This window comes from Curtobacterium sp. NPDC090217, from assembly GCF_044746705.1.
Lineage (GTDB): Bacteria > Actinomycetota > Actinomycetes > Actinomycetales > Microbacteriaceae > Curtobacterium.
Genome location: NZ_JBIVCR010000003.1, coordinates 1 through 26109, shown reverse-complemented (window position 1 = coordinate 26109; position 26109 = coordinate 1). Strand labels below are relative to the sequence as shown.

Annotated in this window: 25 protein-coding genes; 5 read left to right on the top strand and 20 right to left on the bottom strand. The window is 71.0% G+C overall.

The genetic code is table 11. The features are described from left to right. Positions 1 to 2: 2 nt before the first annotated feature. From ACIPJ2_RS12010 to ACIPJ2_RS11960, 11 genes are all read right to left on the bottom strand, one after another. Entirely contained in the window at positions 3 to 743 is a 741-nt protein-coding gene (locus tag ACIPJ2_RS12010; RefSeq protein WP_402729014.1) for a response regulator, read from the bottom strand. Next, positions 740 to 1969 carry a sensor histidine kinase gene (locus ACIPJ2_RS12005; protein ID WP_402729013.1) on the bottom strand — a complete coding sequence of 410 codons (1230 nt, stop codon included), beginning with the start codon at positions 1967 to 1969 and terminating at the stop codon, positions 740 to 742. Before ACIPJ2_RS12005 ends, ACIPJ2_RS12010 begins: the two co-directional genes overlap by 4 nt. Before the next feature lie 106 nt (positions 1970 to 2075). Next, positions 2076 to 2975 (bottom strand): hypothetical protein, encoded by a 900-nt coding sequence (locus ACIPJ2_RS12000; protein ID WP_402729012.1) that lies wholly within the window; start codon positions 2973 to 2975, stop codon positions 2076 to 2078. Positions 2976 to 3016: 41 nt separating this feature from the next. Further along, positions 3017 to 4360 carry a D-mannonate dehydratase ManD gene (gene manD, locus ACIPJ2_RS11995; RefSeq protein WP_402729011.1) on the bottom strand — a complete coding sequence of 448 codons (1344 nt, stop codon included), beginning with the start codon at positions 4358 to 4360 and terminating at the stop codon, positions 3017 to 3019. Further along, positions 4357 to 5628: a mannitol dehydrogenase family protein gene (locus ACIPJ2_RS11990; RefSeq protein ID WP_402729010.1), complete on the bottom strand. Its 1272-nt coding sequence runs from the start codon at positions 5626 to 5628 to the stop codon at positions 4357 to 4359. The genes manD and ACIPJ2_RS11990 overlap by 4 nt, the downstream gene beginning before the upstream one ends. Then, positions 5625 to 6512 carry a sugar phosphate isomerase/epimerase family protein gene (locus tag ACIPJ2_RS11985; RefSeq protein ID WP_402729009.1) on the bottom strand — a complete coding sequence of 296 codons (888 nt, stop codon included), beginning with the start codon at positions 6510 to 6512 and terminating at the stop codon, positions 5625 to 5627. The genes ACIPJ2_RS11990 and ACIPJ2_RS11985 overlap by 4 nt, the downstream gene beginning before the upstream one ends. Next, complete coding sequence (locus tag ACIPJ2_RS11980) at positions 6509 to 7693, bottom strand: Gfo/Idh/MocA family protein (RefSeq protein ID WP_402729008.1); 1185 nt, start codon at positions 7691 to 7693, stop codon at positions 6509 to 6511. The genes ACIPJ2_RS11985 and ACIPJ2_RS11980 overlap by 4 nt, the downstream gene beginning before the upstream one ends. Then, positions 7690 to 8541, bottom strand: coding sequence for a sugar phosphate isomerase/epimerase family protein (locus tag ACIPJ2_RS11975; RefSeq protein ID WP_402729007.1), 852 nt, complete (start codon positions 8539 to 8541; stop codon positions 7690 to 7692). The genes ACIPJ2_RS11980 and ACIPJ2_RS11975 overlap by 4 nt, the downstream gene beginning before the upstream one ends. Before the next feature lie 124 nt (positions 8542 to 8665). Beyond that, on the bottom strand, positions 8666 to 9616 hold the full coding sequence (locus ACIPJ2_RS11970; RefSeq protein WP_281267099.1) for a carbohydrate ABC transporter permease: 951 nt from the start codon (positions 9614 to 9616) through the stop codon (positions 8666 to 8668). Next, a complete protein-coding gene (locus tag ACIPJ2_RS11965; RefSeq protein WP_402729006.1) occupies positions 9613 to 10599 on the bottom strand; it encodes a carbohydrate ABC transporter permease in 987 nt (328 codons plus the stop codon). Before ACIPJ2_RS11965 ends, ACIPJ2_RS11970 begins: the two co-directional genes overlap by 4 nt. After that, positions 10599 to 11939 (bottom strand): ABC transporter substrate-binding protein, encoded by a 1341-nt coding sequence (locus ACIPJ2_RS11960; RefSeq protein ID WP_402729005.1) that lies wholly within the window; start codon positions 11937 to 11939, stop codon positions 10599 to 10601. The genes ACIPJ2_RS11965 and ACIPJ2_RS11960 overlap by 1 nt, the downstream gene beginning before the upstream one ends. A 127-nt stretch (positions 11940 to 12066) precedes the next feature. Here ACIPJ2_RS11960 and ACIPJ2_RS11955 point away from each other — a divergent pair, with 127 nt between their 5' ends. After that, on the top strand, positions 12067 to 13188 hold the full coding sequence (locus ACIPJ2_RS11955; RefSeq protein ID WP_402729004.1) for a LacI family DNA-binding transcriptional regulator: 1122 nt from the start codon (positions 12067 to 12069) through the stop codon (positions 13186 to 13188). Continuing rightward, on the top strand, positions 13188 to 14606 hold the full coding sequence (gene uxaC / locus ACIPJ2_RS11950) for a glucuronate isomerase (RefSeq protein ID WP_402729003.1): 1419 nt from the start codon (positions 13188 to 13190) through the stop codon (positions 14604 to 14606). Before ACIPJ2_RS11955 ends, uxaC begins: the two co-directional genes overlap by 1 nt. 6 nt (positions 14607 to 14612) lie before the next feature. On the opposite strand, the gene ACIPJ2_RS11945 is transcribed toward uxaC, so the two are convergent. Genes ACIPJ2_RS11945 through ACIPJ2_RS11925 form a run of 5 tightly spaced genes read right to left on the bottom strand, consistent with a single transcriptional unit; the run spans position 14613 to position 18023 of the window. Then, the gene (locus tag ACIPJ2_RS11945; RefSeq protein WP_402729002.1) at positions 14613 to 15386 is read right to left on the bottom strand and encodes a sugar phosphate isomerase/epimerase family protein; all 774 of its coding nucleotides are present in this window, start codon (positions 15384 to 15386) and stop codon (positions 14613 to 14615) included. Between the two features lie 54 nt (positions 15387 to 15440). Further along, a complete protein-coding gene (locus ACIPJ2_RS11940) occupies positions 15441 to 15818 on the bottom strand; it encodes a type II toxin-antitoxin system death-on-curing family toxin (RefSeq protein ID WP_402729001.1) in 378 nt (125 codons plus the stop codon). Then, positions 15815 to 16018 carry a DUF6290 family protein gene (locus ACIPJ2_RS11935; protein ID WP_402729000.1) on the bottom strand — a complete coding sequence of 68 codons (204 nt, stop codon included), beginning with the start codon at positions 16016 to 16018 and terminating at the stop codon, positions 15815 to 15817. The genes ACIPJ2_RS11940 and ACIPJ2_RS11935 overlap by 4 nt, the downstream gene beginning before the upstream one ends. Before the next feature lie 44 nt (positions 16019 to 16062). Beyond that, a complete protein-coding gene (locus tag ACIPJ2_RS11930; RefSeq protein WP_402728999.1) occupies positions 16063 to 16737 on the bottom strand; it encodes a response regulator in 675 nt (224 codons plus the stop codon). Further along, positions 16734 to 18023: a sensor histidine kinase gene (locus ACIPJ2_RS11925; RefSeq protein WP_402728998.1), complete on the bottom strand. Its 1290-nt coding sequence runs from the start codon at positions 18021 to 18023 to the stop codon at positions 16734 to 16736. Before ACIPJ2_RS11925 ends, ACIPJ2_RS11930 begins: the two co-directional genes overlap by 4 nt. Positions 18024 to 18238: 215 nt before the next feature. Between ACIPJ2_RS11925 and ACIPJ2_RS11920 the strand changes: the two genes are divergently transcribed. Both ACIPJ2_RS11920 and gndA read left to right on the top strand, forming a co-directional pair. Then, positions 18239 to 18478, top strand: coding sequence for a hypothetical protein (locus ACIPJ2_RS11920; protein ID WP_402728997.1), 240 nt, complete (start codon positions 18239 to 18241; stop codon positions 18476 to 18478). Between the two features lie 119 nt (positions 18479 to 18597). Next, positions 18598 to 20055 carry an NADP-dependent phosphogluconate dehydrogenase gene (gndA, locus tag ACIPJ2_RS11915; RefSeq protein ID WP_402728996.1) on the top strand — a complete coding sequence of 486 codons (1458 nt, stop codon included), beginning with the start codon at positions 18598 to 18600 and terminating at the stop codon, positions 20053 to 20055. 200 nt (positions 20056 to 20255) lie between these two features. Here gndA and ACIPJ2_RS11910 read toward each other — a convergent pair whose 3' ends face one another. Next, positions 20256 to 20939: a hypothetical protein gene (locus tag ACIPJ2_RS11910; RefSeq protein ID WP_402728995.1), complete on the bottom strand. Its 684-nt coding sequence runs from the start codon at positions 20937 to 20939 to the stop codon at positions 20256 to 20258. 108 nt (positions 20940 to 21047) lie between these two features. On the opposite strand from ACIPJ2_RS11910, the gene ACIPJ2_RS11905 reads away from it, so the two are divergent. Beyond that, positions 21048 to 22613 (top strand): molybdopterin-dependent oxidoreductase, encoded by a 1566-nt coding sequence (locus ACIPJ2_RS11905; RefSeq protein WP_402728994.1) that lies wholly within the window; start codon positions 21048 to 21050, stop codon positions 22611 to 22613. Between the two features lie 49 nt (positions 22614 to 22662). Here the strand turns inward: ACIPJ2_RS11905 and ACIPJ2_RS11900 are convergent, their stop codons facing one another. The 3 genes from ACIPJ2_RS11900 to glmU form a co-directional block, all read right to left on the bottom strand. Next, positions 22663 to 23439, bottom strand: coding sequence for a putative protein N(5)-glutamine methyltransferase (locus tag ACIPJ2_RS11900; RefSeq protein ID WP_402729345.1), 777 nt, complete (start codon positions 23437 to 23439; stop codon positions 22663 to 22665). Beyond that, positions 23439 to 24416 (bottom strand): ribose-phosphate diphosphokinase, encoded by a 978-nt coding sequence (locus ACIPJ2_RS11895; RefSeq protein WP_281267087.1) that lies wholly within the window; start codon positions 24414 to 24416, stop codon positions 23439 to 23441. The genes ACIPJ2_RS11900 and ACIPJ2_RS11895 overlap by 1 nt, the downstream gene beginning before the upstream one ends. Positions 24417 to 24490: 74 nt before the next feature. Next, a complete protein-coding gene (gene glmU / locus ACIPJ2_RS11890) occupies positions 24491 to 25918 on the bottom strand; it encodes a bifunctional UDP-N-acetylglucosamine diphosphorylase/glucosamine-1-phosphate N-acetyltransferase GlmU (RefSeq protein ID WP_402728993.1) in 1428 nt (475 codons plus the stop codon). Positions 25919 to 26109 lie beyond the last annotated feature (191 nt).

Sequence of the window (26109 nt, the reverse complement as noted above, 5' to 3'; positions counted from 1 at the left end):
CCCTAGGCGCGGACGAGGCCGCGTTCGTGTGCGGTGATGACGACCTGGATGCGGTTCCGGAGGCCGAGCTTCATCAGGACGGAACGGACGTGGGTCTTCACGGTGGCCTCGCTGAGGAACACGCTCGTCGCGATCTCCGCGTTGCTCAGACCCTTCGCGACGAGGAGGAAGACCTCGTGCTCGCGGGCGGTCAGGGCGTCGAGGACCTCGTCGCGGCGGTTCGCCTCGACGGTGATCCCCTGCGCGCGGAGCATGTCGAGTGCCTCGGCCTCGGTCGGTGCCGGTCGGCCCTCGTGGACGTCCCGGATGGTGGCGGTCACCACGTCGGGGAGCGCGTCCTTCGTCAGGAACGCGGCGGCACCGGCGCGGAGTGCGGCGAGGACGGCGTCGTCGCGGCGGATTGTCGTGAGGGCGATCACGCGCGGCCGGTCGCTCGCCGCGGTGTCGGTCGCCGCGGTGTCGCTCGTCGAGATGTCGCTCGCCGTCGTGTCGGTCGCCGCAGTGTCGCTCGCCGCGCCGTCGCTCGCCGCCAGGCGCGCGAGCGTCTCGATGCCGTTCATCACGGGCATGCGGAGGTCGAGCAGCAGGACGTCCGGGCGTTCGGCGGCGCAGAGTTCGAGCGCCTCGGCCCCGTCGGCGGCCGTCCCGACGCAGGTCATGTCGTCCTGCGCGTCGACGAGCATCCGCATGCCGGAGGCGAATAGCCGCTGGTCGTCGACGACGGCGACCCGGATGGCGGTCATCGTGCCGCCTCGAGGTCCGCAGCAGGTGCCGCGACGGTGACCGTCGGCAGCCACCCCGTCACGACCCACTCGTGGTCGGCGTCGCCGCTCCCGGCACGCAGCCATCCGTCGGCGAGACGAGCACGCTCGCGCATGCCCTCGACGCCGGAGCCGGATCCGTCCAGCTCGACGAGCGGCGCCGCACCGGTCGACGTCACGACGACGCCGAGACCCGGTCCGCGCCAGTCGAGGTCGACCCGAGCGGACGCGGTCCGCCCCTGGTGCTTGAGCACGTTGGTCAGGCTCTCCTGCACGATCCGGTGCACTGCTCCCCCGACGTCCGGGAGCACCGCGCGCGGATCACCGTGTTGCTCGAACACGGCGTCCATGCCGAGCTCCCGCATGTCGGCGATCAGCCCGGGCACGTCCTCGAGACCGTGGCGCGCGTCCTCGCCCGCACCCTGGATGCGCTCGACGAGCGCGCGGACGTCCCCGAGCGCCGACCGGCTCACCTCGGCGATGTCCCGCAGCGCCCGTGCGGCGTGCTCGTCCCGCACCGAGATGGCGGCTGCTCCCTGCGCCTGCGACACCACGACCGCGAGCGAGTGCGCCAGCGAGTCGTGCACGTCACGAGCGATCCGTGCACGCTCCTGCTCCGCGCGGAGCTCGGTCGTCGTGACCGCGGTCTGCCGCTGCGCCTCGACGACCCGCACCCGGGCCAGACCGATGCGCCAGGTCGCCCCGATCGCGACGCCGACGGCCCACCCCACACCGCACACCCCGATGATCGCGAGCGTGATCGTGACGAGGTCCGACCGTGTCCCGCCTGCCGTCCCGACCCACTGCGCCCACACGTCCGGGTCGGCCTCCGTCGGCACGGCCATCGCCCACGCGGCAGCCGCGGACGCCACGGCGATCACCGGCAGCGCGACGTAGCGGAGCAGGTCCGACCGTCCGGCGCCGACGATCCCGACGACGATTGCGATCGCGAGGTACTCCGGCCAGGTGGTGTCGGTCGGCCGGTGCAGCAGGTGGAGCGCCTGCAGGACCGGTACGACGACGATCATCCCGAGCGCGGTCGCGGGCATCCAGTTCGCGAGGCCGATCGCCACGGCGAACGCCGACACGACGATCACGTGGTCGGCGAGTCCCGACCGTCCTGCCTCGGCGACGATCCAGAGCACGAGGTACACGGCACCGGCAGCGGGTGCCACGAGGTGTCGGAACCGACGGATGGTGGAGGTCATGACGCCGAGCGTATGGGGGCGCACCGGCGGTCAGCGAGCCGTCGCGGTGCTTTTCATCCGAGGTGATGAGCCCGCGCGGACGCCGCTGTCTCCAGCTGCGACCAGGTCAGCGGCCGAGGGCGCGACGGTGCTGCTGCGCGGCCGCCAGGAGCTCCCGCGCCTGGTCGCTCGCGGCCTCGGCATCGTCGCGGGCGTGCCCGAGGCGCTCGATCTCCGCGGTCGCCCGGTCGAGGTCGCGCTGGAGCTCGGCCCGGCGCTCCTCGGCGGCTGCGAGCTCGCGCTCGGCGCCGTCGAGTGCGGCGTCGGCGTCGCGGGACTCCGTCCGCGCGGTCGTCTCGGCCTGGCGGGCCGCTCGGCGGTCGGCGGCTCGGTCGCGCTCCGGTTCAGGGTCCGGTTCCGGTTCCGGTTCCGATCTGGAGGCTCGGCGCACCTTCCGCGCGCGTCTCGCGTCATCGATGGGGATGGGTGGGGCATCGCTGCCGGACCAGGCATCCGGCACCGCGTCCGGGACGGCGAGGGCGCCGTCGAGGTCGACGTCGTCGAACCCGGCGCTCTCGAGCGGCTGCACGAGGAGTCCCGACCGCACCGCTGCCCCTGCGTGCGGATCGGCCATGGCTGCCTCGATCGTCGCACGGACCTGGTCGAGCACGGCGGCGGTGACCGGGTGCCCGGCGTCCTCGGCGAGTGCCGCGCCGGCCTGCGCGAGGGCTCCGACGACACCCGACCGCTGACGGCGGAGCGCGGCGATCTCCTTCGGGTCAGCACCCGCCTGCGCGTCGCGGATGGCCGGTCCGAGGTCGACCGCCTCGTCGAGGGAGCCGTCCTGCGCCAGGAGGTCGATCACCCACGCGGCCGGCGCGGGCTTCCGGAGCTTCCCGATCGCGGCGGCGAGGTCACGGTCGTCCTTCCGGATGCTCCGCTGCCGTGCGGTGCGCTCGGCGACGAAGTCCGCGGGCGCGCGCCTCAGGAGGTCACGGGCAGCCTCCGCGAGCGTGTCGATGTCCACGCCCCGGAGGCTACCCGTGCGCTCCCCCGCTCAGTGCCCGGTCACCAGTCGTGGACGGTGCCGTCGGCGAGGCGGTTGAACGGCAGGTAGGCCTGTTCGTAGGGGTACTTACCCGCTTCGTCGACGTCGAGCGAGACCCCGAGGCCGGATTCGTCGCCGGGGTGGAGGTACCCGTCGGTGAAGGTGAAGGTCTGCTTGAAGACCTGGTTCGTCTTCGGTCCGTGCTGCATGTACTCCTGGATGCCGAAGTTGTGGATCGCCATCCCGAGGTGCATCTGCGCCGCGAGGCCCACCGGGGAGATGTCGGTCGGCCCGTGGAACCCGGACTTGATCTGGTACATCGCCGCGTAGTCCATCGTCTTCTTCAACGGCGTCACGCCGCCCATGTGCGTCACGGCACCGCGGACGTAGTCGATGAGCTGGTCGCGAATGATGTCCTTGAAGTCCCAGATCGTGTTGAACACCTCACCGATCGCCAGCGGCGTGGTGGTGTGCTGCCGGACCAGCTTCAGCGCTTCCTGGTTCTCCGCCGGGGTGCAGTCCTCGAGCCAGAACAGGTCGTACGGTTCCAGGGACTTGCCGAGCTTCGCGGCCTGCAGCGGTGTCATCCGGTGGTGCCCGTCGTGCAGCAGCGGCAGTTCCGGACCGAACTCGTTCCGGACCGCTTCGAACACGGTCGGCACGTGCCGGAGGTAGGCGCGGGTGTCCCAGTCCTCCATGGCGGGGAACGCTCCGCGCTGGGCGGGTTCGAAGTCGTAGCGGACGCCCGCGTTGCCCTCGGTGGTCTTGTTCGACGCGATGCCGTAGATCGACTCCAGCCCGGGGACACCGGTCTGCACGCGGATCGAGCGGTAGCCCTCTTCCTGGTGTTCCCGGATCGAGTCGAACAGTTCCGGGAGTTCCTTGCCGGAGGCGTGCCCGTACGCCATCAGTCCGGTCCGAGAGGCACCGCCCAGCAGCTGGTAGAGCGGCATCCCGGCGACCTTGGCCTTGATGTCCCACAGCGCCATGTCGACCGACGCGATCGCGGCCATCGTGACGGGGCCCCTGCGCCAGTACGAGGACCGGTAGAGGAACTGCCAGGCGTCCTCGACGCGGCTGGCATCCCGGCCGATCAGCAGCGGCACGACGTGCTCGGACAGGTACGCGGACACGGCCAGCTCACGACCGTTCAAGGTCGCGTCGCCGAGACCGGTCACACCGTCCGCGGTCGTGATCTTCAACGTGACGAAGTTCCGGTCCGGGCTCGTGACGATGACCTCCGCCTTCTCGATGAGCTGGCCGCGGTCGGCCGACGCCCAGGTGTCGGGGCGCCCTGCGGTGGCACCGGCGGTTCGGTCGTCCGTCGCACCGGGGACGGGCGTCGCGGGGTCGGTGGTGGTCATGCTGGTACTCCTTCGGAAGCGCGGGCACTGGCCGCGCGGATGCGGTCGGCAGCGGCGGTCACCGCGTCGACGACGGGGGTGGTGTCGAGGTCGGGGGCGATCACGGCGAGGACGTCGTGCACGTCCGAGCCTGCACCGGGAGCGCCCGGGTCGTTCACGAGCGCCGGCTGTGTGGTGACGTGCAACCACCAGGCGGCGATCAGCGTCGCGGCGCCGGGCCCGGTGCCGGCCGACGGGTCACGGGCGAGGCGGTGGCGGAGCACGTCGACCACGCGGACCGGGAGTTTCTCGGAGCCACCGGAGGCGATCTGCGACAGCGTGTGCCGGATGCGGGGGTTGGCGAACCGGTCGACGAGGGCGGCGCGTGCCTCGGCGATCTCGTCGGCCGGCAGCGGGAGCTCCAGCGCGGCCTCGTCCCAGAGCTGCTCCACGGCGGCACGGCACGTCGGATCGTCCATCGCGTCGGCGACGGTCTCGTGTCCGAGCTGCAGGCCGAGGTAGGCGAGCAGGGAGTGCGAGCCGTTGAGCAGCCAGAGCTTCCGCTGCTCGTACGGGGTGACGTCGTCCACGACGCGCGCCCCGGCGGTCTCCCACGCGGGGCGCTCGATCCCGTCGAAGCGGTCCTCGATGACCCACTCGGCGAACGGCTCGGTGATGACGGGAACACGATCACCCGGCAGTGCTCCGTCGAGGCCTCCGAGCTCCTCGACGTCGGCGTCGGTCGTGGCCGGGGTGATCCGGTCCACCATCGAGCTCGGGAACGTCACCTGCTCGCCGATCCAGTCGCGGAGGGCATCGTCGTCCACGGCGCCGAGGACCGCGTCCCGGAGCACCGAACCGTTGTGCGTCAGGTTGTCGAGGCTCATCAGCGCGATGCGGCCGGCATCGGCTGCCCGGCGGGCGTCGAGTCCGGCGACGAGACGGGTCGGGACGTCGGACCCCGCCCGGTAGCCGTTCTCCGTGACCGTCAGCGTGACGAGCGTCGTCTCCGGTGCGGCGATCGCAGCGCGGAACGCCGCGTCGTCGCTGCCCGGGTGCGCGGCGACGATCGTGTCGACCACCGACGCGGTGTCACCGTCCGCCGCCCGGGTGACGAGCGTGTACCGGCAGTCCTGCGCGGTCAGCGCGTCGGCGACGTCCGGCGATCGACCGGTGAACGCCGTGATCCCCCACGCCCCGCCGTCTGCACGCTCGGTGTACCAGGCGAGGTGGGCGCGCGCGAACGCCCCCACCCCGACGTGGACGATGCCCGGACGGCGGTCGGTCATGCCGACACCGGGGCCAGCGAGCGGAGGTACGCCAGGTTGTCCGCGGTGCGGGTCTCGAGCGGCAGGTCGGTCGAGAAGTCCTCGATGGTGACCCAGCCGTCGTAGCCGTGTGTCGCGAGGGCCGCGAAGTAGTCCGACGCCGAAGCCTGCCCGGTGCGCAGGGGGGCCCACTCGTTCTGCCAGATCGAGCTGCCGTCGGCGCGGGTGTCCCCGGTGTCGACCCAGCGGGCGTTCTTGACGTGCACGTGTGCGAGGTAGGGACCGAGGAGTTCGAACGCCGCGAGGTGGTCTTCGTGGCCCTCGATGACGAGGTTGCCGAGGTCGTGGATGACCCCGACGTGCTCGGGGTCGAGGCCGTCGACGAGCCGGAGGGCTGCCGACGCCGACGGGGTGATCGTCATGTGGTGCAGTTCGACGAGCGCCTTCACGCCGAGCTCGGTCGCGCGGGACACGGCCCACTCCAGATCGGCGCGGGTCCGGTCGAAGACCTGCGTGTAGGTCTCCCCCGTCCGTTCCTTCTCCTGCCGGTACATCGGCATGCTGACGCGGACCTGGCGCGCGCCGAGCTCGCTCGTGACCCGGAGCATCGTCTCGACGCCGTCGCGGTTCGACGCCTGCTGGTAGCCGCCGATCCCGGAGTACTCGAGCCCGGCCTGGTCGGTGATGCGGGCGATCTCGCCGACCTGGTCCCGGATGCCGGTGAACTGCCACGTCGACTTGTTGCCGGCCCAGAACGAGCGGCCGTCCGGGACGGTGGTGCCCTCGGCGGGACGGTCGTCGACGATGCGCCACTCGATGCCGTCCCAGCCCTGCTCGGCGAGCGTGGTCGCCGCCTGCTCGGGCGTCCAGTCCGGCGTCGATGCGGTGAAGACAGAGAACCTCATCGTGCGGCTCCTTCGGTTGCTGCGACGACCGGGACGACATCGTCGTACTTGCCGTCGATCACGTCGTCGATCCGCACGGGCTGGCCGAGCGTCGCGCTGACGTACAGCCCGCGGACGGTGGCGAGCGACACCAGCGCGGCGTCGACCGTCACGCCGGGCTCCCGGCCGTCACGGATGGCCGCGACGATGTCCGCGTACTGCCGACCGTGGCCGGCGAGGAAGTGCTCGGGCTCCTGCGGGCCGCCGACCACGTGCTCGGGTGCGACGATCTCGGACTTCTGGTCCACCGCATCGGCGACTGCGGTGGCGTTCGCCGTGGTGGACGCCGACTCCAGCGTCGCGGCGTCCGGCGCGACGTGGAAGTACGCCAGCCGGTCGTCGTCGACGATGGCCGACCCGTGCGTGCCGTAGATCGCGTAGCGGGCGGAGAGTCCAGGGTAGGCCGCCGTGGTGCAGTGGATGACACCGAGGGCACCGTTGTCGAAGCGCACGGTGGCGACCGCGGTGTCCTCGACCTCGATCCGGTCGTGTGCGAGCAGGCCGACCTGGGCGGAGATCTCCACCGGGCGGCCGAGCGTCCACACGAGGAGGTCGACGGTGTGCACGCCCTGGTTCATCACCGCGCCGCCGCCGTCGAGCTCCCAGGTGCCGCGCCAGTCACCGGAGTCGTAGTAGCCCTGCGACCGGTACCAGGCGACGCTCGCCACACCGGAGGTCACGCGACCGAACCCGCCGCCGTGCGCCGCGGTCGCGACGGCCTGCGATGCGGGGTCGAACCGGTGCTGGCTGATGACGCTGACGACGAGCCCGCGCCCCTTCGCATCAGCGGCCAGGCGCGCGATCTCGCGGGCGCGGGGCATGGTCGTGTCGAGGGGCTTCTCGATGACGACGTGCTTGCCCTTCGACAGCGCTGCTTCGGCGAGCGCGACGTGCATCCCGGACGGACAGCAGATCGCGACGACGTCGATGTCGGTCTGGGCGATCGCTTCCTCGATGGTCTCGGTGGTGAGCGGCCGGGGCGCGCCAGATGCCTCGATCTCGTCGGCGGCGCTCGTCGCCGCTGCCGGGAAGGCGTCGACGAGGGCGACGACGTCGAGGTCCGGGTTCGCGAGGGCGACACGGGCGTGGTGGCGTCCGATCACGCCGGCGCCGACGACTGCCAGCTTCAGTGGGGTGGTCATCGCAGGGTGACTCCGATCTGGTCGGTGAGCTTCCGGAGGGCTCGTCCGGCGCGGCCGAACGCGGCGGGCCCGGAGAACCCGCCGAGGGAGGTGAAGTCGCTGAGGTGCGGTTCGAGGGACGCGTACCCGGTGTACCCGGCGTCGCGCAGGGCCGTCAGGGTCTCGAGGAGTTCCCCGTCGCCTTCGCCGGCCGGCACCACCGACGAGTCGGCGGCGACGGCGTCCTTGACCTGCAGGTAGTCGACGTACGGCGCGAGCTGCGCCCAGCCGTCGGTGAAGGGCTTGACCCCGCACTGCACGTAGTTCGCGTTGTCCCAGGCCAGTCGGAGCGCCGGCGATCCGACGCTCTCGACGATGTCGAGCACGCGCGAGGGGATGTCGCCGTAGATGTCCTTCTCGTTCTCGTGGAGGAGCACGACCCCTTCGCGAGACGCGAGGTCGGCGAGCGCCCGCATCCGGGTCAGGACGGCGTCACGGACGCTCTCCGCGGAGCGGCCTTCGTAGTAGAACGAGAAGATCCGGATGTACTCCGTGCCGAGCGCATGGGCAGCGCGGATCGCGCGGCCGAGCCGCTCGACCTCGTGCTCGACGGGCTCGTCGACGGACACCTTGCCGATCGGCGAGGCGATCGCGGAGACCGTCTGCCCACGCTCCTCGAACAGGCGGTGCAGCCCGGCGAGCTGGTCTTCGTCGAGGTCGACGACGTTCACCCCCCATGCACTGCGGACCTCGATCGCGCTCGCACCGAGCGCCTGGAGGACGGCGACCTGGATCGCGGGGTCGGCGTCGATCTCGTCGCCGAAGCCGCTGAGCTCCCAACTGGGCTGTGCAGACGTGGGCTGGGTCATTTCGTTCCCTTCGTGAAGACCAGGGTGACCGACGGGGCGGACGCGCGCCGGGCCTCCAGTCCGATCTGTGGACAACTGGTGCTACTGGGCCGGCGGCCTCGGTGGGTCCTGCCCGCCGACCAGGTCATTTGACCGAGCCGGCCGTCAGACCGCCGACCAGGTAGCGCTGGAAGATCAGGTAGAGCGCGACCACGGGTGCGGCGCACACGATCGAGGCGGCCATCATCTGGCCGTAGATCGGGACGGCCCCGCCCTCTTGCGCGGTGCCGAGCACCTGCAGCACGACGGCGACGGTGCGGGTGTTCGGGGTCGTCATGATCGTGGAGAACAGGACGTCGTTCCAGCCGAGCAGGAAGGCGAAGATCGCGGACACGACGATCCCGGGCCACGACAGCGGCAGCACGATCTTCGTGAGGATCTTCGTCGACGAGGCACCGTCGATGCGGGCGGCTTCCTCGAGTTCCTTCGGCAGCCCGCGGAGGTACGTCACCATCACCCACGTCGAGAACGGCAGCGCGAACGTCAGGTACGTGACGAACAGGCCCCACCGCGTGCCGATGATCTGCACACCCGTGGCGCTCGCGATGTTCGAGAACACCACGAACACCGGCAGGAGCAGGAGCGTGCCCGGGATCGACTGCAGCGCGAGCAGACCGCGGAGGAACGTCAGGCGTCCGAGGAACCGGAACCGGACGAGCACGTAGGCGGTGGACACGGCGAGCGCGGCACTCGCGACGGCGACGGCCCCCGCGGTGAGGATGCTGTTGAGCAGGCCGGTGCCGAGGGCGACGGTGGACCAGATGTTGACGTAGTTCGCCAGGGTGAACTCGGTCGGGAAGTACTCGCCGCGAGCGACCGCGACGTCCGAGTTCACCGATCCGAAGAGGATGTAGAGCACCGGGACGGCGATGAACGCGATGATGACGGCGATCACGGTGATCAGCAGCCACCGAGGGAGCAGCCTCGTGACGTCGGTGTCGTACGGGCGCTTGTGGCGCTTCGCGCCGCCCTGCGAGGTGATGCTCTCGGTGAGCGTCGCGGTCGGGCGGGTCCGGCTGGACGTGAACGCGCTCATGCTGCTGCTCCTGTCTGCTGGCGCTGCAGCCTGCGCTGCCCGCGGCTGGGACGGGCGTCGTCACCGGTGTCGAGCTGGACCGCCCGTAGGTAGACGAACAACGGGATGGCGACGATCACCAGCGAGCAGATCGCCATCGCAGCGGAGAGCCCGAAGCGGAACGACTGGAAGCTCGCGATGTACGTCAGGACCGGCATGACCTCGACGCTCGAGGGCAGCGGGATGCCGAACAGGACGAACGGCAACGTGAAGTTGTTGATGTTGTGCAGGATCGCGATGATCACCGCGAGGCTGAGCGGCCCGCGTAGGTACGGGAAGATCACGTAGCGCAGCTTGATCCACCAGGTCGCCCCGTCGAGCGACGCGGCTTCGTGGACCTCGAGGTCCACCGCCTGGAGGCCCGCCAGGCTGAGCAGGTACACGAACGGCCACGACGTCCAGACCATGACCGCGGCGAGCGCCCAGTAGGACGCCGATCCGTTGAGCCAGAGGACGTCGGTGTGGAAGATCGCGTTCACGACGCCCTGTGGCTGCAGCATCGTCCGGAAGAACGTGCCGACGACGAACGCGGGCAGCACGTACGGGATCAGGTAGATCGAGCGGACGAGGCCGCGGCCGGGGAACCGGTTCTGCGTGGAGATCGCCGCAGCGACCCCGATCGGCACGGTCACGGCGGTCACGAGCACCGCCAGGGACGCCGAGATCCAGATCGAGTGCAGGAGCGGCGAGTCGGTGATCGCCTCGGCGAAGTTCGCGAACCCGACGAACGGGGCGCTGAACCATTGGCGGAGCGTGTACTGGTCGAGGTCGAGCATCGCGATGAAGACGCCCACCAGGAGCGGTACCACGATGACGGCGAGCATGAGGATGCCGCCGGGGAGGAGCATCCAGAGCGGACGTTCCTTCTTGTACAGCGGCGTCTTGCCGTGCGGGCGGACCGGTCGGTCCGTCGCCGCGGGCGGCCTGGTCTGTGTGGCGGTCATCACAGACCTCCGTTCTTCTGACGGTTCAACGTGGACTGGGCGTCCTTCTGCGCGTCCTGCAGGCGCTTCCGGAGCTGGTCGTCGGTGACCTCGCCGCTCTTCAGCGACGGGATGGACTGCACGACGACGTCGACGAGCGACAGCTGGATGTCCGACCACGCGCCGGTGAAGGCGGTGGGCTTCGAGAGCTTCCCGGCGTCGATGATCGGTTTCAGGGTGGGTTCCTGCGCGGCGAGCTCGGCCGCGGCGGCGGCGTTCGTCGGCAGCTGGCCGAACAGCTTGTAGTACTCGAGCTGGGCCTGCTTCGAGGTCGTCTGCTTGACGAACTGGAACGACAGGTCCTGCTTCTTGCCGTAGTCGGCGACGACGAAGTTGTCCCCGGAGAGGATGCTCGCGGCGTCGATCCCGTCTGCGGGACGCTCGGTCGCTCCCGGCGGCACGGTCGGCAGCAGCGCGAACTCGTACTTGCCATCGACCTTCGTGTTCTTGAACGAGTTGATCGCGGTCGTCGTGGTCATCGGGAAGAACGCGGCCTTGCCGTCGGCGAACTGCGCGAGGGCCTGGGCGTTGTTCCAGCCGATCCCCGCCTTGTCGACGACGCCGTCCTTCGTCACCCAGTCGAAGTAGGTGCGGTAGGCGTCCTGCACGGCCTTGGTGTCGATCTCGGCCTTCTGCCCGTCGACGATCGTGTTGCCGGCGTTCTGTGCCATCCCCCACACGAACTTCCACGGGTCGAAGCCGTCCGCGTACGCGACCGCCATGCCGTAGTGCCCGTCACCGGTGGTGGCCTTGGCGTCCTCGGTGAGCTGGTCCCAGGTGGTCGGCATCTCGGTGATGCCGGCCTGCGCGAGGAGGTCCTTGTTGACGGCCATCACGAACGGGCGGCTGGCGAGCGGGATGCCGATCTGCTTCGAGGCGCTCGGTCCGGAGATGCCGAGGGACGCCGGGTCGAACCGGTCCTTGCCGCCGACGGCGTCCCACTGCTTCTCGCCCATCTCGACGAACGCGCCGGTGGCGTACGCGGTGGGGGTGAACGTCGTGCCGATGGCGTACACGTCGGGGCCCTGGCCGGAGATGACACTCGTCTGGATCGCGGTGAGCTCTTCCTGGGCGGACGAGTACGTCTCCCACTGGATGTCCGCGCCCGTCGTCCGCTTGAACGCAGCGGCGGTGTCCTGCTGCCACTGCTTGCGTTCCTTGGGGTAGGTGGTGTCCGCGCCCATCATCACGCGGAGGGTGTTCGGGTCGTCGCCGCTGCCGTTCACGACCGCACACCCCTGCAGGGACAGTGCGGCGAGGGCGACCACGACCGCGGAACCGATCAGGGTCCGTCGCTTCATGGGGGTTTCCTCCTCGAGACCTCCTCCCGAGCGGCGCTGCTCGGGACGTCCACCACTGTCTCGCTGGTGGCAACATCCGGCAACCGGTTGCCACTTGTTGCCAGACCCGAATAGCTTCGGGTCACCGATGCACCGTCGCACCGGGTTCACCGTTGGAGGTTGCGTGACCGAGATCGACACGTCGCGCCGGGTCACGATCCGTGACGTGGCGGACGCCACCGGGGTCGCCCCGTCCACCGTCTCCCGCGCGCTGTCCCTGCCCGACCGCGTCAACCGCGCGACGCAGCAACGCATCCAGCAGGCCGCGCGGGAGCTCGGCTACGTCCCGAACTCGCAGGCCAGGGCACTGACGTCCGGCCGGACCCGCGCGGTCGCCGTCCTGGTGTCCGACATCACGAACCCCTTCTACTTCGACGTCATCCGTGGCACGCAGCACCAGCTCGCAGCAGCGGGGTGGACGCAGTTGCTCGTCGACACCGAGGAGTCGGCCGACGCCGAGATGGCCGCGCTGAGCGCCATCTCCGCCAAGGCCGACGGTGTGGTCCTCACCGCGTCGCGACTGTCCGACACGCAGATCGCCCGCTACGCCGAACGCTTCCCGCTCGTCGTCGTCAACCGCCGTCCGAACGGCGTCCCATCCGTGCTCATCGACACCCCGGGCGGCGTCGAGCAGGCCGTGCAGCACCTCGCCTCGCTCGGACACCGCGACGTCCTCTACGTCGCCGGTCCGGACAGTTCGTGGTCGAACGAACGTCGCTGGAAGGCGCTCGTCCGCGTCGCGAAGCGGCTCGACGTCCGCGTCGCCCGCATCGGTCCGCACGCGCCGTTCGTGGACTCCGGCGCAGCCGCAGCCGACGCCGCGGTGAACGCCGGCGCCACCGCGTGCATCGCCTTCAACGACCTCATCGCCATCGGCATGCTCGGTCGTCTCCGGGAACGCGGCGTCCGCGTCCCCGAGGACATGAGCATCGTCGGATGCGACGACATCTTCGGCGCCGACTTCTGCAACCCGCCGCTCACCACGATGACCTCGCCCATCGAACGTGCCGGCCGCGTCGCGATCACGATGCTGCTCGGGCGCCTCGGCGCGATCCCGTCCGAGGAGCTCCCCGGCGAGCGCATGCGCGGTGCCGTCGCGCTGCCCACCCACCTGACCGTCCGCGAGTCCACCGGACCCGCGCCGACCACACCGTCCCCGCAGGCCGCGCAGTCCGCGCGGTCCGCGCTGTCCTCGCGAAGGAGTCGATGATGACCACTGCCGCCCTGCCCACGCTCGCGCCGCACCCCGACCGGCTGTTCCCCGCCGACCCGGCAGCCACCTCGGTGGCACGCACCGTCTACGACGCCGTCAAGGACGCGCCGATCATCTCCCCGCACGGTCACGTCGACGCGTCGATGATCGCCGCCGACGAGCCGTTCCCCGACCCGGCAGCGCTCCTCATCACGCCGGACCACTACGTGCTCCGACTGCTGCACGCGAACGGGGTCGACCTGTCCGCGCTCGGGAGGGACCGCGCGCACACACCGGCCGGTCGGGACATCTGGCGCCAGTTGGCGACGCACTGGGACGACTTCCTCGGCACCCCGGTCCGCTACTGGTTCGAGACCGAGCTGCACGACGTCTTCGGGCTGACCGAGGCGCCGTCGACCGCGAACGCCGACGCACAGTACGACCACATCGCGTCGGCGTTGCTCGAGCCGGGCTTCCGCCCCCGCGCCCTGTTCGACTCGTTCGGCATCGAGGTGCTCGCCACCACCGACGGCCCGGCCGACGACCTCGCCGCGCACGCGCGGCTCGCCGCCGACCCGACCTTCCACGGCCGGGTGGTCCCGACGTTCCGTGCCGACGCCGTCTTCGACCCGTCCCGGTCGGACTGGAGGCTCGTGGTCGCGTCGATCGGCGAGGCCGCCGGGATCGACACGGGAACCCACGACGGGCTGCTGGCAGCACTGCGCGCGCGTCGCCAGTACTTCATCGACCACGGCGCGACGGCCACCGACACCGGGGTGCTGGACGCCGGATCGACGCCGCTGTCCGCCTCGGAACGCGAGCGCATCCACGCCGCGGCGCTCCGCGGGGACGTGTCCGCCGCGGATGCGATCGCGTACCGGCACGACATGCTCTACCGCTGGGCCGAGATGAGCGTCGATGACGGGCTCGTCATGCAGCTCCACCCCGGCGTGATCCGGAACCACCACACGCCGACGCTCGAGCGGTTCGGACCGGACACCGGGCACGACCTCCCGGCGGTCGGCTCGTTCACCGAACCGCTCCGGCCCCTGCTCGAGTCCTTCGGGACCGCAGCGGGGTTCCACCTCGTGCTGTTCACCGTCGACGAGACCGTGTTCTCCCGTGAGATCGGGCCGCTCGCCGGCTTCTACCCCGCGGTCTACGCCGGCGCGCCGTGGTGGTTCATCGACACCCCGGCCGCGATCGGTCGGTACCGCTCAGCGATCACCGATTCGGCGTCGTTCACGAAGACCTCCGGGTTCATCGACGACACCCGGGCGTACTGCTCCATCCCCGCGCGGCACGACATGGCCCGTCGTGCCGACGCCGCGTACCTGGCGTCGCTCGTCGTCACGCACCAGATCTCGGAGGAGGACGCCGTCCACACCGCCCGCCGGATCGTGTCCGACATCCCGAAGGCCACGTTCAAGCTCTGAGCCGCCTCAGCCCGCGACGACGGCCGCCCGGACCTCGGCGAGCGCAGTCGTCATCGCGGGCTCGGCGTCGTCGGGCCAGTGGCACTCGAGTGACACCGAGCCGCGGTATCCGCCGTCCTGCACTGCTCGGAGGAACTCCCGCCACGGCCAGTCCCCGGTACCGGGTGCCTCGCGGTCGCGGTCGGAGAGGTGCACGTGCCCGATGCGGTCGCCGTGCGCGCGGACGACGTCGAACGACTCGGACTCCGCCTGCACGTGGAACAGGTCTGCCACCACGCCGACCCCGTCGAGGGCGAACTCGTCGAGGAAACGGGCCGCCTGGTCGATGGTGTGGATCAGGTTCGTCTCGGACCGGTTCAGGGGTTCCAGGACGATGCGCAGGTCGTGCTCGCGTGCGGTGTCCCGTGCGACCCGGACGACGCGTGCGAACCGGGCTCGCGCATCGGCGTCCGACATCCCCTCCGGCGCGCTCCGAGCCGTGCCCGAGCCGAACACGATCTTCGCGCCGGGCTCGGCGACCGAGGCGATGATCGGCAGCACCATCTGGAAGTACCCGTCGACGACCGCGGGTTCACCCGTGAGGAGCGGCAGGTCCGGTGGCACGAAGAGCGCGAACGACCCGAAGCGCTCCCCGGCGTACGCCTCGTTGCGGTGCCACCCGTCGTCGCCCTGGACGACGAGGTTGCCGCTGATGGACGGCTCGACGTGGTCTGCCCCCGCTCGCCGTACCGCATCGGTCAGGTGTTCGCCGGCGACGATGCCGATCCCACTGAAGGCCATGCGTCCATCGTGCTCCCGGAGCGCCGCGGTGCCGGGAGTTGCCATCCGTTGCCGTCAGCGCTCCGCCACGTGGTCCACGAGTTCCGCGGCGATCGGGCCGACGTCGTCGAGCCGTCCTTCGGCGATCGCCACGATGAACGCGTAGGCCTGGTCGTTGGACATCGTGAGGGTCCGACCGTTCACACCCAGGAAGACGATCAGCAGCATGAGGCCCAGCCGCTTGTTCCCGTCGACCAGCGCGTGGTTCCGCACGACGGAGTGCACGAGCGCCGCAGCCTTGTCGACCAGGGTCGGGTAAGCATCACGACCGTCGACGGTCGTCGCGGCCCGGGCCAGTGCGGCTTCGAGCAGCCCGGGATCCCGCACGAGCACGTCGGAGCCGACCGTGCGACGGGCGATGTGCAGTGCTTCGTCGAGAGTCAGGTGGATCATCGCGCGAGGCGGTCGAGCGCTTCCGCGTACCGAGGCAGCTCGCGGTCCAGGATCCCGTCGATGAGATCGCTCCGGCTGTGCTGCTCGATGTACTCGCGGATGGCTTCCCGGGCGACGTCCTGCATCGAGCGTGCTTCGAGGTCCGCGCGCTGCCGAAGGGCAGCGGCTTCGTCGTCGTCGAGCCGCAGGGTCATCGCCATGCACTCGATGGTATCAGCGGTGGTATCAGCGCGTGTGAGGAGCATCAGGCCTGCCAGCCCGGGGTCGCGAGGCCGGTCTCGTAGGCGAAGACGACGAGCTGCGCACGGTCGCGGGCGCCGAGCTTGATCATCGCCCGAGAGACGTGGGTCTTCGCGGTGGCGGAGCTCACGAACAGCCGCTCGGCGATCTCGGTGTTCGTGCACCCCGTCGCGACGAGGCGCATCACCTCGCGTTCACGGTCGGTCAGGACGTCGAGCTCCGGGGACAGGGAGCTGGGTTTCGCATGGGTCGCAAACGCCTCGACCAGGGAGCGTGTGGCTCGCGGCGAGAGCAACGACTCCCCCGCCACGACGGTACGGATCGCGCGCAGGAGCTCGGCGGGTTCGGTGTCCTTGACGAGGAACCCGGCCGCGCCGCCACGGATCGCGTCGAACACGTAGTCGTCCTCTTCGAAGGTGGTGAGGATCACGACGTGCACGTCGGCGAGCGCAGCATCGGCGCAGATGCGTCTGGTGGCGTCGAGCCCGTCGCTGCCCGGCATCCGGATGTCCATGAGGACGACGTCGGGCCGCTCGTGTGCGACGACCTCGACCGCGCTGTCGCCGTCGCCCGCTTCCCCGACGACGGTCATGCCCGGCTCGGCGTCCACGAGCGCGCGGAGCCCCGCCCGCACCAGGACCTGGTCATCGACGAGCACCACGCGGATCGCATCGGTCACGGTGTCTCTCCTGACTGGACGATGTCGGACGGCCGATCGCCGACCGGCAACCGCGCGAACACCGTCCACCCGCCCTCGGGAGTCGGCCCGGCACGGAAGGTGCCGCCGACAGCGGTCGCTCGCTCCCGCATCCCGATGATGCCGTTGCCGGAGTCCCCGACGCCGCCGTTCGTCGCCCGCGCGCCGAGGTGGGCGTCGGGAGCGACGGGAACGTCGGACACGGTGACCTCCACGACCTCGGCGCCGACCTCGACGAGCACGCGCGCGGTGTGCTCCGGGACGTGTTTCATGACGTTGGTCACCGACTCCTGCACGATCCGGAACACGTTGCGGTCGACGATCCCACCGACGCTGCCGAGATCACCGCGGACGTCGAGGCCGACGTCGATCCCGGCCGCACGAGCGCGCTCGACGAGGTCGGGGACCCGATCGAGCCCCGGCGTCGGGTTCCGTTCGGAGCTCCCAGGCTCGCCGTCGACGGACCGCAGCACGCCGAGGATCGTCCTCAGCTCGACGAGGGCCTGCCTGCTGGAGTCGCGGATGTTCGTCAGCGAGTCCCTGGTCTGTTCCGGGAGCGCGTTCCCGAGGTGCAGCGCCACACCGGCCTGGAGGTTGATGAGCGACATGCTGTGCGCCACGGAGTCGTGGAGCTCCCGGGCGATCCGTACGCGTTCGTCGTCCGCCCGTGCCCGGTCCGCGGCTGCTCGGGCACGGCGGGCCTCTGCCACGCGGGCGACACGGACGCGCACGAGTTCGGTGATCGCGATCGTCGCGGTGAGCCACGCGAGGCACAGCGTCATCGTCGTCACCGTCGGGAACGCCGCGCGACCGGTGAGCGTGTCGGCCGTGGGCAGCACGACCTGCGCGATGCCGGCCGCGAGGTAGACCGGGACCCTGTTGCCGCGGAACCACGCGTTCGCGATCGCCATCGTCAGCGCCGCGACGAACGGGCCCCTCGGGCTCACGACGAGGGCGTACCCGATCGTGGTGGCGAGGGTGACCGCCAGGACCGACAGCGGCCAGCGGTACCGGAACGGCAGCGCCACGACGCCGGCGACGAGCAGCGCCACCGCGAGCGGCCCGAGGACGATCGGGTCGAACGCCGCACCCCCTGCGCTGTGCAGGGCCCATGGCGGGCCGGTCCCGTCCGCGACACCGCCCGACCACCGGGAGGCCACGAGGGTGCCCACGATCTGCACGACGGCGACCGGGATCACCCGGCCGACCCGCGCGAAGCGTCGTCGACCCGGCCAGCGGGTGTCGGCGTCGCGGAGATCGGAGGTCATGTGGTCGAGCCTATGGTCGGTCGCCGAGCCGGGCATCCCGCGGGAGCGGGACCTGTGGACTACTCCCCCGGGAGTAGTCGTCTGGTGAGGAGCGGGTGCACTACGACTGCGGGAGCAGGCGGAAGTGGGGCTGCTGGACGGACGCGTGACGAGCCTCCCGACCGGAGCCTTGGAGGGTCGCAACCGCGGCACCGCAACCGACCCAGGAGGTCCCCATGCTCACCACCCTCGCGACGGCCGCACCGTACTGGCACGGCGGCAGATTCCCGTTCTTCGTCTTCCCGGCGTTCTTCTTCCTCGCGTTCCTCGTCGTCTTCCTGGTGTTCGGGGTGTTCCGGCGCGGGAGCTGGCGAGCACTCTCGGACGCGCGGTCGGTGCTCGCCGACCGGTTCGCCCGCGGCGAGATCGGCGCTGAGGAGTACCGCGCACGCCTCTCCGAGCTGAGCCGGAAGTAGCGAGTTCCTCCACCGCACGGGTGCCGGTGAACACTGTCCACAGGTTGCCGTAACACCCGTGCGGTCTCAGGTCCCGGTCCGTAAGTTGGGGCCGGAACGTCAGGACAAAGGAGACTCACGTGGCAGACAGCAACGCACAGGCCAACATCGGTGTCATCGGCCTCGCGGTCATGGGATCGAACCTCGCGCGCAACCTCGCTTCGCGCGAAGGGAACACCGTCGCGGTCTACAACCGCACCTACGCCCGCACCGAGGAGCTCCTGAAGGAGCACGGCGACGCCGGCTTCATCGCGTCCGAGGACATCGACGGCTTCGTCGCGTCGCTCTCGAAGCCCCGCACCGCGATCATCATGGTGCAGGCCGGCAAGGGCACCGACGCCGTCATCGAACAGCTCGCCGAGCGCTTCGAGCCCGGTGACATCATCGTCGACGGCGGCAACGCGAACTTCCACGACACCATCCGCCGCGAGCACGACCTCCGCGAGAAGGACCTCAACTTCGTCGGCACGGGCATCTCGGGCGGTGAAGAGGGCGCGCTGAAGGGCCCGTCGATCATGCCCGGCGGCTCGAAGGAGGCCTGGGAGACGCTCGGCCCGATCCTGAAGTCGATCGCCGCCGTCGCCGAGGGCGAGCCCTGCGTGACGCACATCGGCACGGACGGCGCCGGGCACTTCGTGAAGATGGTGCACAACGGCATCGAGTACGCCGACATGCAGCTGATCGCCGAGTCCTACGACCTGCTCCGCCGCGCCGGTGGCCTGTCGGTCGAGGACCTCGTGCAGGTGTTCGACGAGTGGAACAAGGGCGACCTCGAGTCGTACCTGATCGAGATCACCGGTGAGATCCTCAAGCAGCGCGACGCCGACACCGGCAAGCCGCTCGTCGACGTCATCCGTGACGAGGCGGGCTCGAAGGGCACCGGCGTCTGGACCGTGCAGAACGCCGTCGGGCTCGGGATCCCCGTCTCCGGCATCGGCGAAGCGGTGTTCGCCCGCGCGGTGTCGTCGAAGCCGGCGCAGCGTGCGGCGGTCCAGGCCTCCGTGACGTCCCGGCCGGACATCGCCGAGGTGCCTGACACATTCGCCGACGACGTGCGTGCAGCGCTGTACGCGTCGAAGGTCGTCGCGTACGCGCAGGGCTTCGACCTCATCATCGCCGGTGCCAAGGAGTACGGCTGGGACATCGACCTCGGCAACGTCGCGAAGATCTGGCGCGGGGGCTGCATCATCCGCGCCCAGTTCCTCAACCGCATCGTCGAGGCGTACGACAAGAACCCCTCGCTCGAGTCGCTGCTCGTCGACCCGTACTTCGCGAACGCTGTGGCCGAGGGCGAAGCCGCCTGGCGCCGCATCGTCGGGATCGCTGCGGCGTCGGGGATCCCGGCGCCGGGGTTCTCGTCCGCGCTGTCGTACTTCGACTCGCTCGCGTCCGACCGGCTGCCCGCCGCGCTCATCCAGGGACAGCGCGACTTCTTCGGGGCGCACACCTACCAGCGCATCGACAAGGACGGCACCTTCCACACGTTGTGGTCCGACGACGACCGTCGCGAGGTCGAACAGGAACCGTCCACGCACTGATCAGCACCGAACACCGAACGGGCCCCGCCACACGGCGGGGCCCGTTCGTGCGTGCATGGGCGGGACGCGGGCGCAGCGTGCCGGGCGCGGGGCGCGGGGCGCGAAAGCGACAGTCTGCGCCGAACGTTCCGCGGCAGAGTGTCGCTTTCGCGGAACGAACGGCCAGCAGCCGCAGCACAACGCCCGGCCCGCCCGCCCGCTCAGGCGACGATGCGCTCCCGCGCCAGCTCCGCGAGCAGCCGCTCGAGCTTCGGCCCGCGCCCGAGCAACCGCCGCGACCCGGGTGCCGTCCGGACGTGGAACGTCGCGACCGCGATCGTGTCGTCCGGTCGGACGTAGTGCATCGCAACGGCGCAGGCGCCGCGGTCGCCCGGTGCCGCCACGTCCTCGAGCCCGACGTGCATCACCCGGCTCCAGCGGATCACGAGCAGCCGGGTCGCACGCCGCTCGTCGAGTTCCCACAGCGACGCCTCGGTCGCACCGAAGGCCCACGTCACACGCGACCCGAGGGTGATCTCGGACCGATCGCCCTCGACCATCGCACGGAGTTCGGCGGTGGGAGCCGCCGGCACGAGCCACACGGTGGGGTCGATGCGACGGATCGCGAGTGCGAGCGACTCGTCCTCGCGCCGACGCCGGAGCCCCTGCATCCTGAGCACTCCCGCCAGGATCACCCCGACCCCGAAGACGATGACCGCGATCTCGGCGATGCCGAACGCGGTGAGGTCGGCTTCCGGGCTCCGAGCGACGACGATGATCCGCGCGACGAGCAACGCGGCCCAGACGGCGACGATGACCCAGCGGACGGCTGCGAGGCGCTGGCCGGGTGTCATGGGCCGGCGGGCACGTCCGTTCCGCGGGACGCGGTCGGGTCGGCTCAGCACGTGTCGATCCTCGCACGGCAGCGCGGGGAACCCCACCGGAGGACGCTGAACGCACGGCAACCTCGTCGGTCCTGCCCGTTCACAGCCCGGCAGACCTAGCATCGGGTCGTGCCCACCAGCCGATCCCCGATGCGGCCGCGACTGCTGGCCGCGGCCGTCGGCGTCGTCGCCGCGCTCGCCTTCCTCGGTGCCGCCGAACTCGGCGCCCTCGTGCTCGGCGGAGCCGGCAGTCCCCTCGTGGCGGTGGGTTCCGCGGTCATCGACCTCGCGCCGGCCGGTGCGAAGGACCTCATGGTCAGCCTGTTCGGCACCGGCGACAAGATCGCGCTCTTCGCGCTGATGGGCGTGCTGATGGTCGCGATCTCGGCTGCGGCGGGCATCCTCGAACGCGCGCGTCCGCCGTTCGGAGCGCTCGTGTTCGCGGCCGGCGGCGCCCTGTCGCTGCTGGCGGTGACGACCCGGTCGGGCTCCGGCATGTGGGACGGCGCGCCGACCGTGCTCGGTGTGGCCGCCGCGGTGATCGTCCTCCGGCTCGTGATGACCCGGCTCCGCCGGTGGGAGTTCGCCGCAGCGACACCCACCCGCTCCGAGGCGGCCCTCCCGGAGCGCCGGGCGTTCATCGTCTGGTCGGTCACGGCCGGGGCACTCGCCCTCGTCGTCGGGACCGGCGCGCGGATCGGTTCCGCAGCGATGCAGCGGGCCGCAGCGATCCGGCGTGCGGTGCACCTGCCCGCTCCGGTGAACACGCCGCCGACGGTGCCGTCTGGCGCCTCGCTCGACGTCGCGGGGATCACGCCCTACGTCACACCCAACGCCGACTTCTACCGGATCGACACCGCGCTCCGCGTGCCCTCGATCGACCCCGCCGACTGGAGCCTCCGCATCCACGGCGCCGTCGAGGAAGAGGTGACCCTGACGTGGGACGAGCTGCTCGCACTGCCGCTCGAGGAGCACATGGCGACGATGAGCTGTGTCTCGAACGAGGTCGGCGGCGACCTCATCGGCAACGCCCTGTGGCTCGGGTACCCGATCCGCGAGCTGCTCGCCCGTGCGAAGCCGACCGGTGACGCGGACATGGTGCTCTCCCGGAGCATCGACGGGTTCACCGCCGGCACCCCGCTCGACGTCCTGCAGGACGACGGCACGGACGCACTGCTCGCGGTCGGGATGAACGGCGAGCCGCTGCCCGCCGAACACGGGTTCCCGGTCCGGATGGTGGTCCCGGGCCTCTTCGGGTACGTGTCCGCGACGAAGTGGGTCGTCGAGATGGAGGTGACCCGGTTCGCCGACGCGCAGGGCTACTGGACGCCCCGCGGGTGGTCGGAGCGCGGACCGGTCAAGCTCGAGTCCCGGATCGACACCCCCGCGAACGGCAGCACCGTCACGGTCGGCGACCGCGTCGCGATCGCTGGCGTCGCGTGGCAGCCGCACACCGGGGTCAAGGCCGTGCAGGTGCAGATCGGCGACGGCGACTGGCAGGACGCCGAGCTCGCCGACTCGGTGTCCGCCGACACGTGGCGGCAGTGGGTCTACCGCTGGACCGCGACCGCCGGGGACCACCGGGTGCAGATCCGCGCCGTCAGCGCGGACGGCGAGGTGCAGACGAGCGTCCAACGGCCGCCGGCCCCGAACGGGGCGACCGGCTGGGACTCGATCACGCTGACCGCGCGCTGACCGGACACAGTGCGGTCCGGACCGCATCAGCCGGGAGGCTCGGTGCGCGTCAGGCGGGTCGGCTCGCCACCACGCAGGTGCCGTCCACCGCGTCGTCCCGCTCGATCCGCGTCGCGAAGCCGGCGTCGGCGAAGGCCGCCGCTGACGCGGCGGACTGCAGCTCCGACACCTCGATGACGACGGTGCCGCCCGGACGCAACCACTCCCCCGCCCCTGAGGCGATCCGGCGGTGCAGGTCCAGGCCGTCCGGACCGCCGTCGAGCGCCACGCGGTGCTCGTGCTCCCGGGCCTCGGACGGCATGGTCGCGATGGCGTCGGTGGGGACGTACGGCGCGTTCACCGCGATGACGTCGACCGCCCCGCGGAACCGGCCGGGCAGGGCGTCGAACAGGTCCCCGGCGACGACGATGCCGCGGTCGCCGATGTTCTCCGCCGCGACGTCGACGGCATCCGGGTCGATGTCCGACGCGACGAGGTCGAGCGCACCGACCCGTTCGAGCAGCGCGACACCGATGGCTCCGGCGCCACAGCACAGGTCGACCACGCGGTCGTAGCGGTGCAGCAGCGCAGCGGCCTGTGAGACGACGACGGTGGTCCGGGCGCGGGGCACGAACACACCGGGGGTCACCCGGATCCGGTGCCCGTCGAACGCAGCCCAGCCGAGGACGTACTCGAGCGGTTCTCCGGCGAGCCGACGCTGCACGAGCGTCCGGAGTCGGGCGGCGTCACCGTCTCCGGCGTCGAGCAGCAGGTCGGCTTCGTCCTCGGCGAAGACGCTCCCCGCCGCCCGGAGCCGAGCGGCGAGGGCATCGCGCGCGGGGTGGATCAGGCGGCTCCATCGAACATCGAGGTGACCGACCCGTCGTCGAAGACCTCGTGGATGGCACGTGCGAGCAGCGGCGCGATCGGCAGGATCTCGAGGCGGTCCCAGCGCTTCTCCACCGGGACGGGCAGCGTGTCCGTCACCACGACGCGGTCGATGAACTCGCTCTGCAGGAGTTCGGTCGCGGGGTCGGAGAACACGGCGTGGGTCGCGGCGACGACGACGCCGATCGCCCCCGCGGCCTTGAGCGCCTCTGCGGCCTTCGCGATCGTCCGACCGGTGTCGATGAGGTCGTCGACGAGCAGGCACCAGCGGCCGGAGACGTCACCGACGATCTCGTGCACGGTGACCTGGTTCGGGACGAGCGGGTCGCGGCGCTTGTGGATGATGGCGAGCGGGGCGCCGAGCTTCTCGGACCAGATGTCGGCGACGCGCACGCGGCCCATGTCCGGCGAGACGACCGTCAGCGTCGACGGGTCGAGGATCTCCTTGAAGCGCTCGAGCAGCACCGGCATCGCGAACAGGTGGTCGACGGGTCCGTCGAAGAAGCCCTGGATCTGCGCGGCGTGCAGGTCGACGCTCATGATGCGGTGCGCGCCAGCGGCCTTGAACAGGTCGGCGACGAGTCGGGCCGAGATCGGCTCGCGGCCACGGCCCTTCTTGTCCTGGCGGGCGTACGGGTAGAACGGCGCGACGACCGTGATGCGCTTCGCCGAGGCACGCTTCAGCGCGTCGACGATGATGAGCTGCTCCATGAGCCACTCGTTGATGGGTGCGGTGTGCGACTGGATGACGAAGGCGTCGCAGCCGCGGACGGACTCGTCGAAGCGGACGTACAGCTCACCGTTGGCGAAGGTGCGGGCATCGGTGGGGACCAGATCGACGCCGAGTTCTTCCGCGATCTCCGCCGAGAGCTCCGGGTGTGCTCGTCCCGAGACGAGGACGAGTCGTTTCTGGCCGGTTGCCTTGATTCCGGACAAGTGCCGTGCTCACTCCCTGACCCAGCAGGGCCGTGTGTGTCGAGGGTCCGACGACCGATGGCCGTCGCGGTGGTTCATTCGCCTCGCGCGCGCCGAGCCGCCTCGGCCGCCGGCGTACCGGGTCGGTGTTCGTCGACCCATCCGTCGGTGTTGCGCTGTGGGGCGTAGCTGATCGCGAGCGACCCGGCCGGCACGTCCTTGCGGACCGTCGTACCTGCACCGGTGTACGCCCCGTCACCAATCCTAACCGGGGCGACGAACACGTTGTGCGAGCCGGTGCGGACGTTCGACCCGACCTCGGTCCGGTGCTTGTGCACGCCGTCGTAGTTCGCGGTGATCGTGTTCGCCCCGATGTTCGAGTCCTCGCCGATCTCGGCGTCCCCGATGTAGGACAGGTGCGGGATCTTGCTGCCGCGGCCGATCTTGGCGTTCTTCGTCTCCACGAAGGTGCCGATCTTGCCCTGGTCGCCGAGGATGGTGCCCGGCCGGAGGTAGGCGAACGGACCGACCGACGCGCCGTCGCCGATCACCGCGAGGGTGGCGTCGACCCGGTTCACCGTGGCCCCGGCACCCACCTCGGTGTCGCGGAGCGTGGTCCCCGGTCCGACGACTGCACCAGCGGCGATCGCCGTGGCGCCGATGAGCTGCGTGTCCGGCAGGATCTCGGCGTCCGGCTCGATCGACACGTCGAGGTCGATCCACGTCGATGCCGGGTCCTGGATGGTGACCCCTGCACGCTGGTGCGCGCGGACGATGCGGGCGTTCAGCTCGCGTCCGGCGTCCGACAGCTGCGCGCGGTCGTTGATCCCGGCGACCAGCCACGGGTCGGTGAGCGTCACGACGTCGATGTGCCCGCCGCGTGCGGCGATGAGTGCCGGGGCATCGGTGATGTACTTCTCGCCCTGCGCGTTCGCCGTGGTCAGCGACGGCAGCACGGCACGCAGGTATACGGCGTCGAACGCGTAGATGCCGGCGTTGGTCTCGGTGATCTCCCGCTGCGCGTCCGTGGCGTCCTTGTGCTCGACGACGCCCACGAAGGCACCGGCGTCGTCGCGGACGATCCGCCCGAGCCCGGTGGGGTCCGGCGCGATGGCGCTGACGAACGTGACCGCGTTGCCGGTGCGCCCGTGCACGTCGGCGAGCTGCCGGAGCGACACCGCGTCGAGCAGCGGGACGTCGCCGGAGAGCACGACCACGGCGCCGTCGAAGTCGGCGGGGAGCGCGGCGACCGCGACCTCGACGGCGCGTCCGGTCCCGGGGATCTCGTCCTGGTCGACCACGAGGGCGTCCGGCATGCGCTCGGCGACCTCGGCCGCGACCAGGTCGCGCTCGTGCCGCACGACGACGGCGATGTGCTCCGGCTCGAGGGACTCGGCCGTCCGCAGGACGTGCGCGATGAGGGGCAATCCGGCGAGCCGGTGCAGCACCTTCGGGGTCGAGGACTTCATGCGCGTGCCCTGCCCGGCGGCGAGGACGACGACGGCGATCCGCTGGTCGGTCATCACCCCATCCTGGCCCACCCGGCCACGACGCACCAAGGCAACAGCAGGACGGCACGCGACCAGGACGGGAGGGGGGGGGGGGGGGGGGGGGGGGGGGGGGCGGCGCCCCCCCCCCCCCCCGGGGGGGGGGGGGCGGCGCGGGGCCGGTCAGGCAACGGGGAGCCGGGGGGGGGGTGGGGAGGGGGGCGCGA

Excerpts from the sequence above, each read along its gene's own strand:
- ACIPJ2_RS11945 (WP_402729002.1), bottom strand. The coding sequence starts at position 15,386 with ATGGCCTTCAGTGGGATCGGCATCGTCGCCGGCGAACACCTGACCGAT.
- ACIPJ2_RS11970 (WP_281267099.1), bottom strand. The coding sequence starts at position 9,616 with ATGAGCGCGTTCACGTCCAGCCGGACCCGCCCGACCGCGACGCTCACC.
- ACIPJ2_RS11990 (WP_402729010.1), bottom strand. The coding sequence starts at position 5,628 with ATGACCGACCGCCGTCCGGGCATCGTCCACGTCGGGGTGGGGGCGTTC.
- glmU (WP_402728993.1), bottom strand. The coding sequence starts at position 25,918 with ATGACCGACCAGCGGATCGCCGTCGTCGTCCTCGCCGCCGGGCAGGGC.
- ACIPJ2_RS11940 (WP_402729001.1), bottom strand. The coding sequence starts at position 15,818 with ATGATCCACCTGACTCTCGACGAAGCACTGCACATCGCCCGTCGCACG.
- uxaC (WP_402729003.1), top strand. The coding sequence starts at position 13,188 with ATGACCACTGCCGCCCTGCCCACGCTCGCGCCGCACCCCGACCGGCTG.
- ACIPJ2_RS11965 (WP_402729006.1), bottom strand. The coding sequence starts at position 10,599 with ATGACCGCCACACAGACCAGGCCGCCCGCGGCGACGGACCGACCGGTC.
- ACIPJ2_RS11920 (WP_402728997.1), top strand. The coding sequence starts at position 18,239 with ATGCTCACCACCCTCGCGACGGCCGCACCGTACTGGCACGGCGGCAGA.
- ACIPJ2_RS11985 (WP_402729009.1), bottom strand. The coding sequence starts at position 6,512 with ATGAGGTTCTCTGTCTTCACCGCATCGACGCCGGACTGGACGCCCGAG.
- manD (WP_402729011.1), bottom strand. The coding sequence starts at position 4,360 with ATGACCACCACCGACCCCGCGACGCCCGTCCCCGGTGCGACGGACGAC.
- ACIPJ2_RS11925 (WP_402728998.1), bottom strand. The coding sequence starts at position 18,023 with ATGACCTCCGATCTCCGCGACGCCGACACCCGCTGGCCGGGTCGACGA.
- ACIPJ2_RS11975 (WP_402729007.1), bottom strand. The coding sequence starts at position 8,541 with ATGACCCAGCCCACGTCTGCACAGCCCAGTTGGGAGCTCAGCGGCTTC.
- ACIPJ2_RS11980 (WP_402729008.1), bottom strand. The coding sequence starts at position 7,693 with ATGACCACCCCACTGAAGCTGGCAGTCGTCGGCGCCGGCGTGATCGGA.
- ACIPJ2_RS11935 (WP_402729000.1), bottom strand. The coding sequence starts at position 16,018 with ATGGCGATGACCCTGCGGCTCGACGACGACGAAGCCGCTGCCCTTCGG.
- ACIPJ2_RS11955 (WP_402729004.1), top strand. The coding sequence starts at position 12,067 with ATGCACCGTCGCACCGGGTTCACCGTTGGAGGTTGCGTGACCGAGATC.
- ACIPJ2_RS11960 (WP_402729005.1), bottom strand. The coding sequence starts at position 11,939 with ATGAAGCGACGGACCCTGATCGGTTCCGCGGTCGTGGTCGCCCTCGCC.
- ACIPJ2_RS12005 (WP_402729013.1), bottom strand. The coding sequence starts at position 1,969 with ATGACCTCCACCATCCGTCGGTTCCGACACCTCGTGGCACCCGCTGCC.
- ACIPJ2_RS12010 (WP_402729014.1), bottom strand. The coding sequence starts at position 743 with ATGACCGCCATCCGGGTCGCCGTCGTCGACGACCAGCGGCTATTCGCC.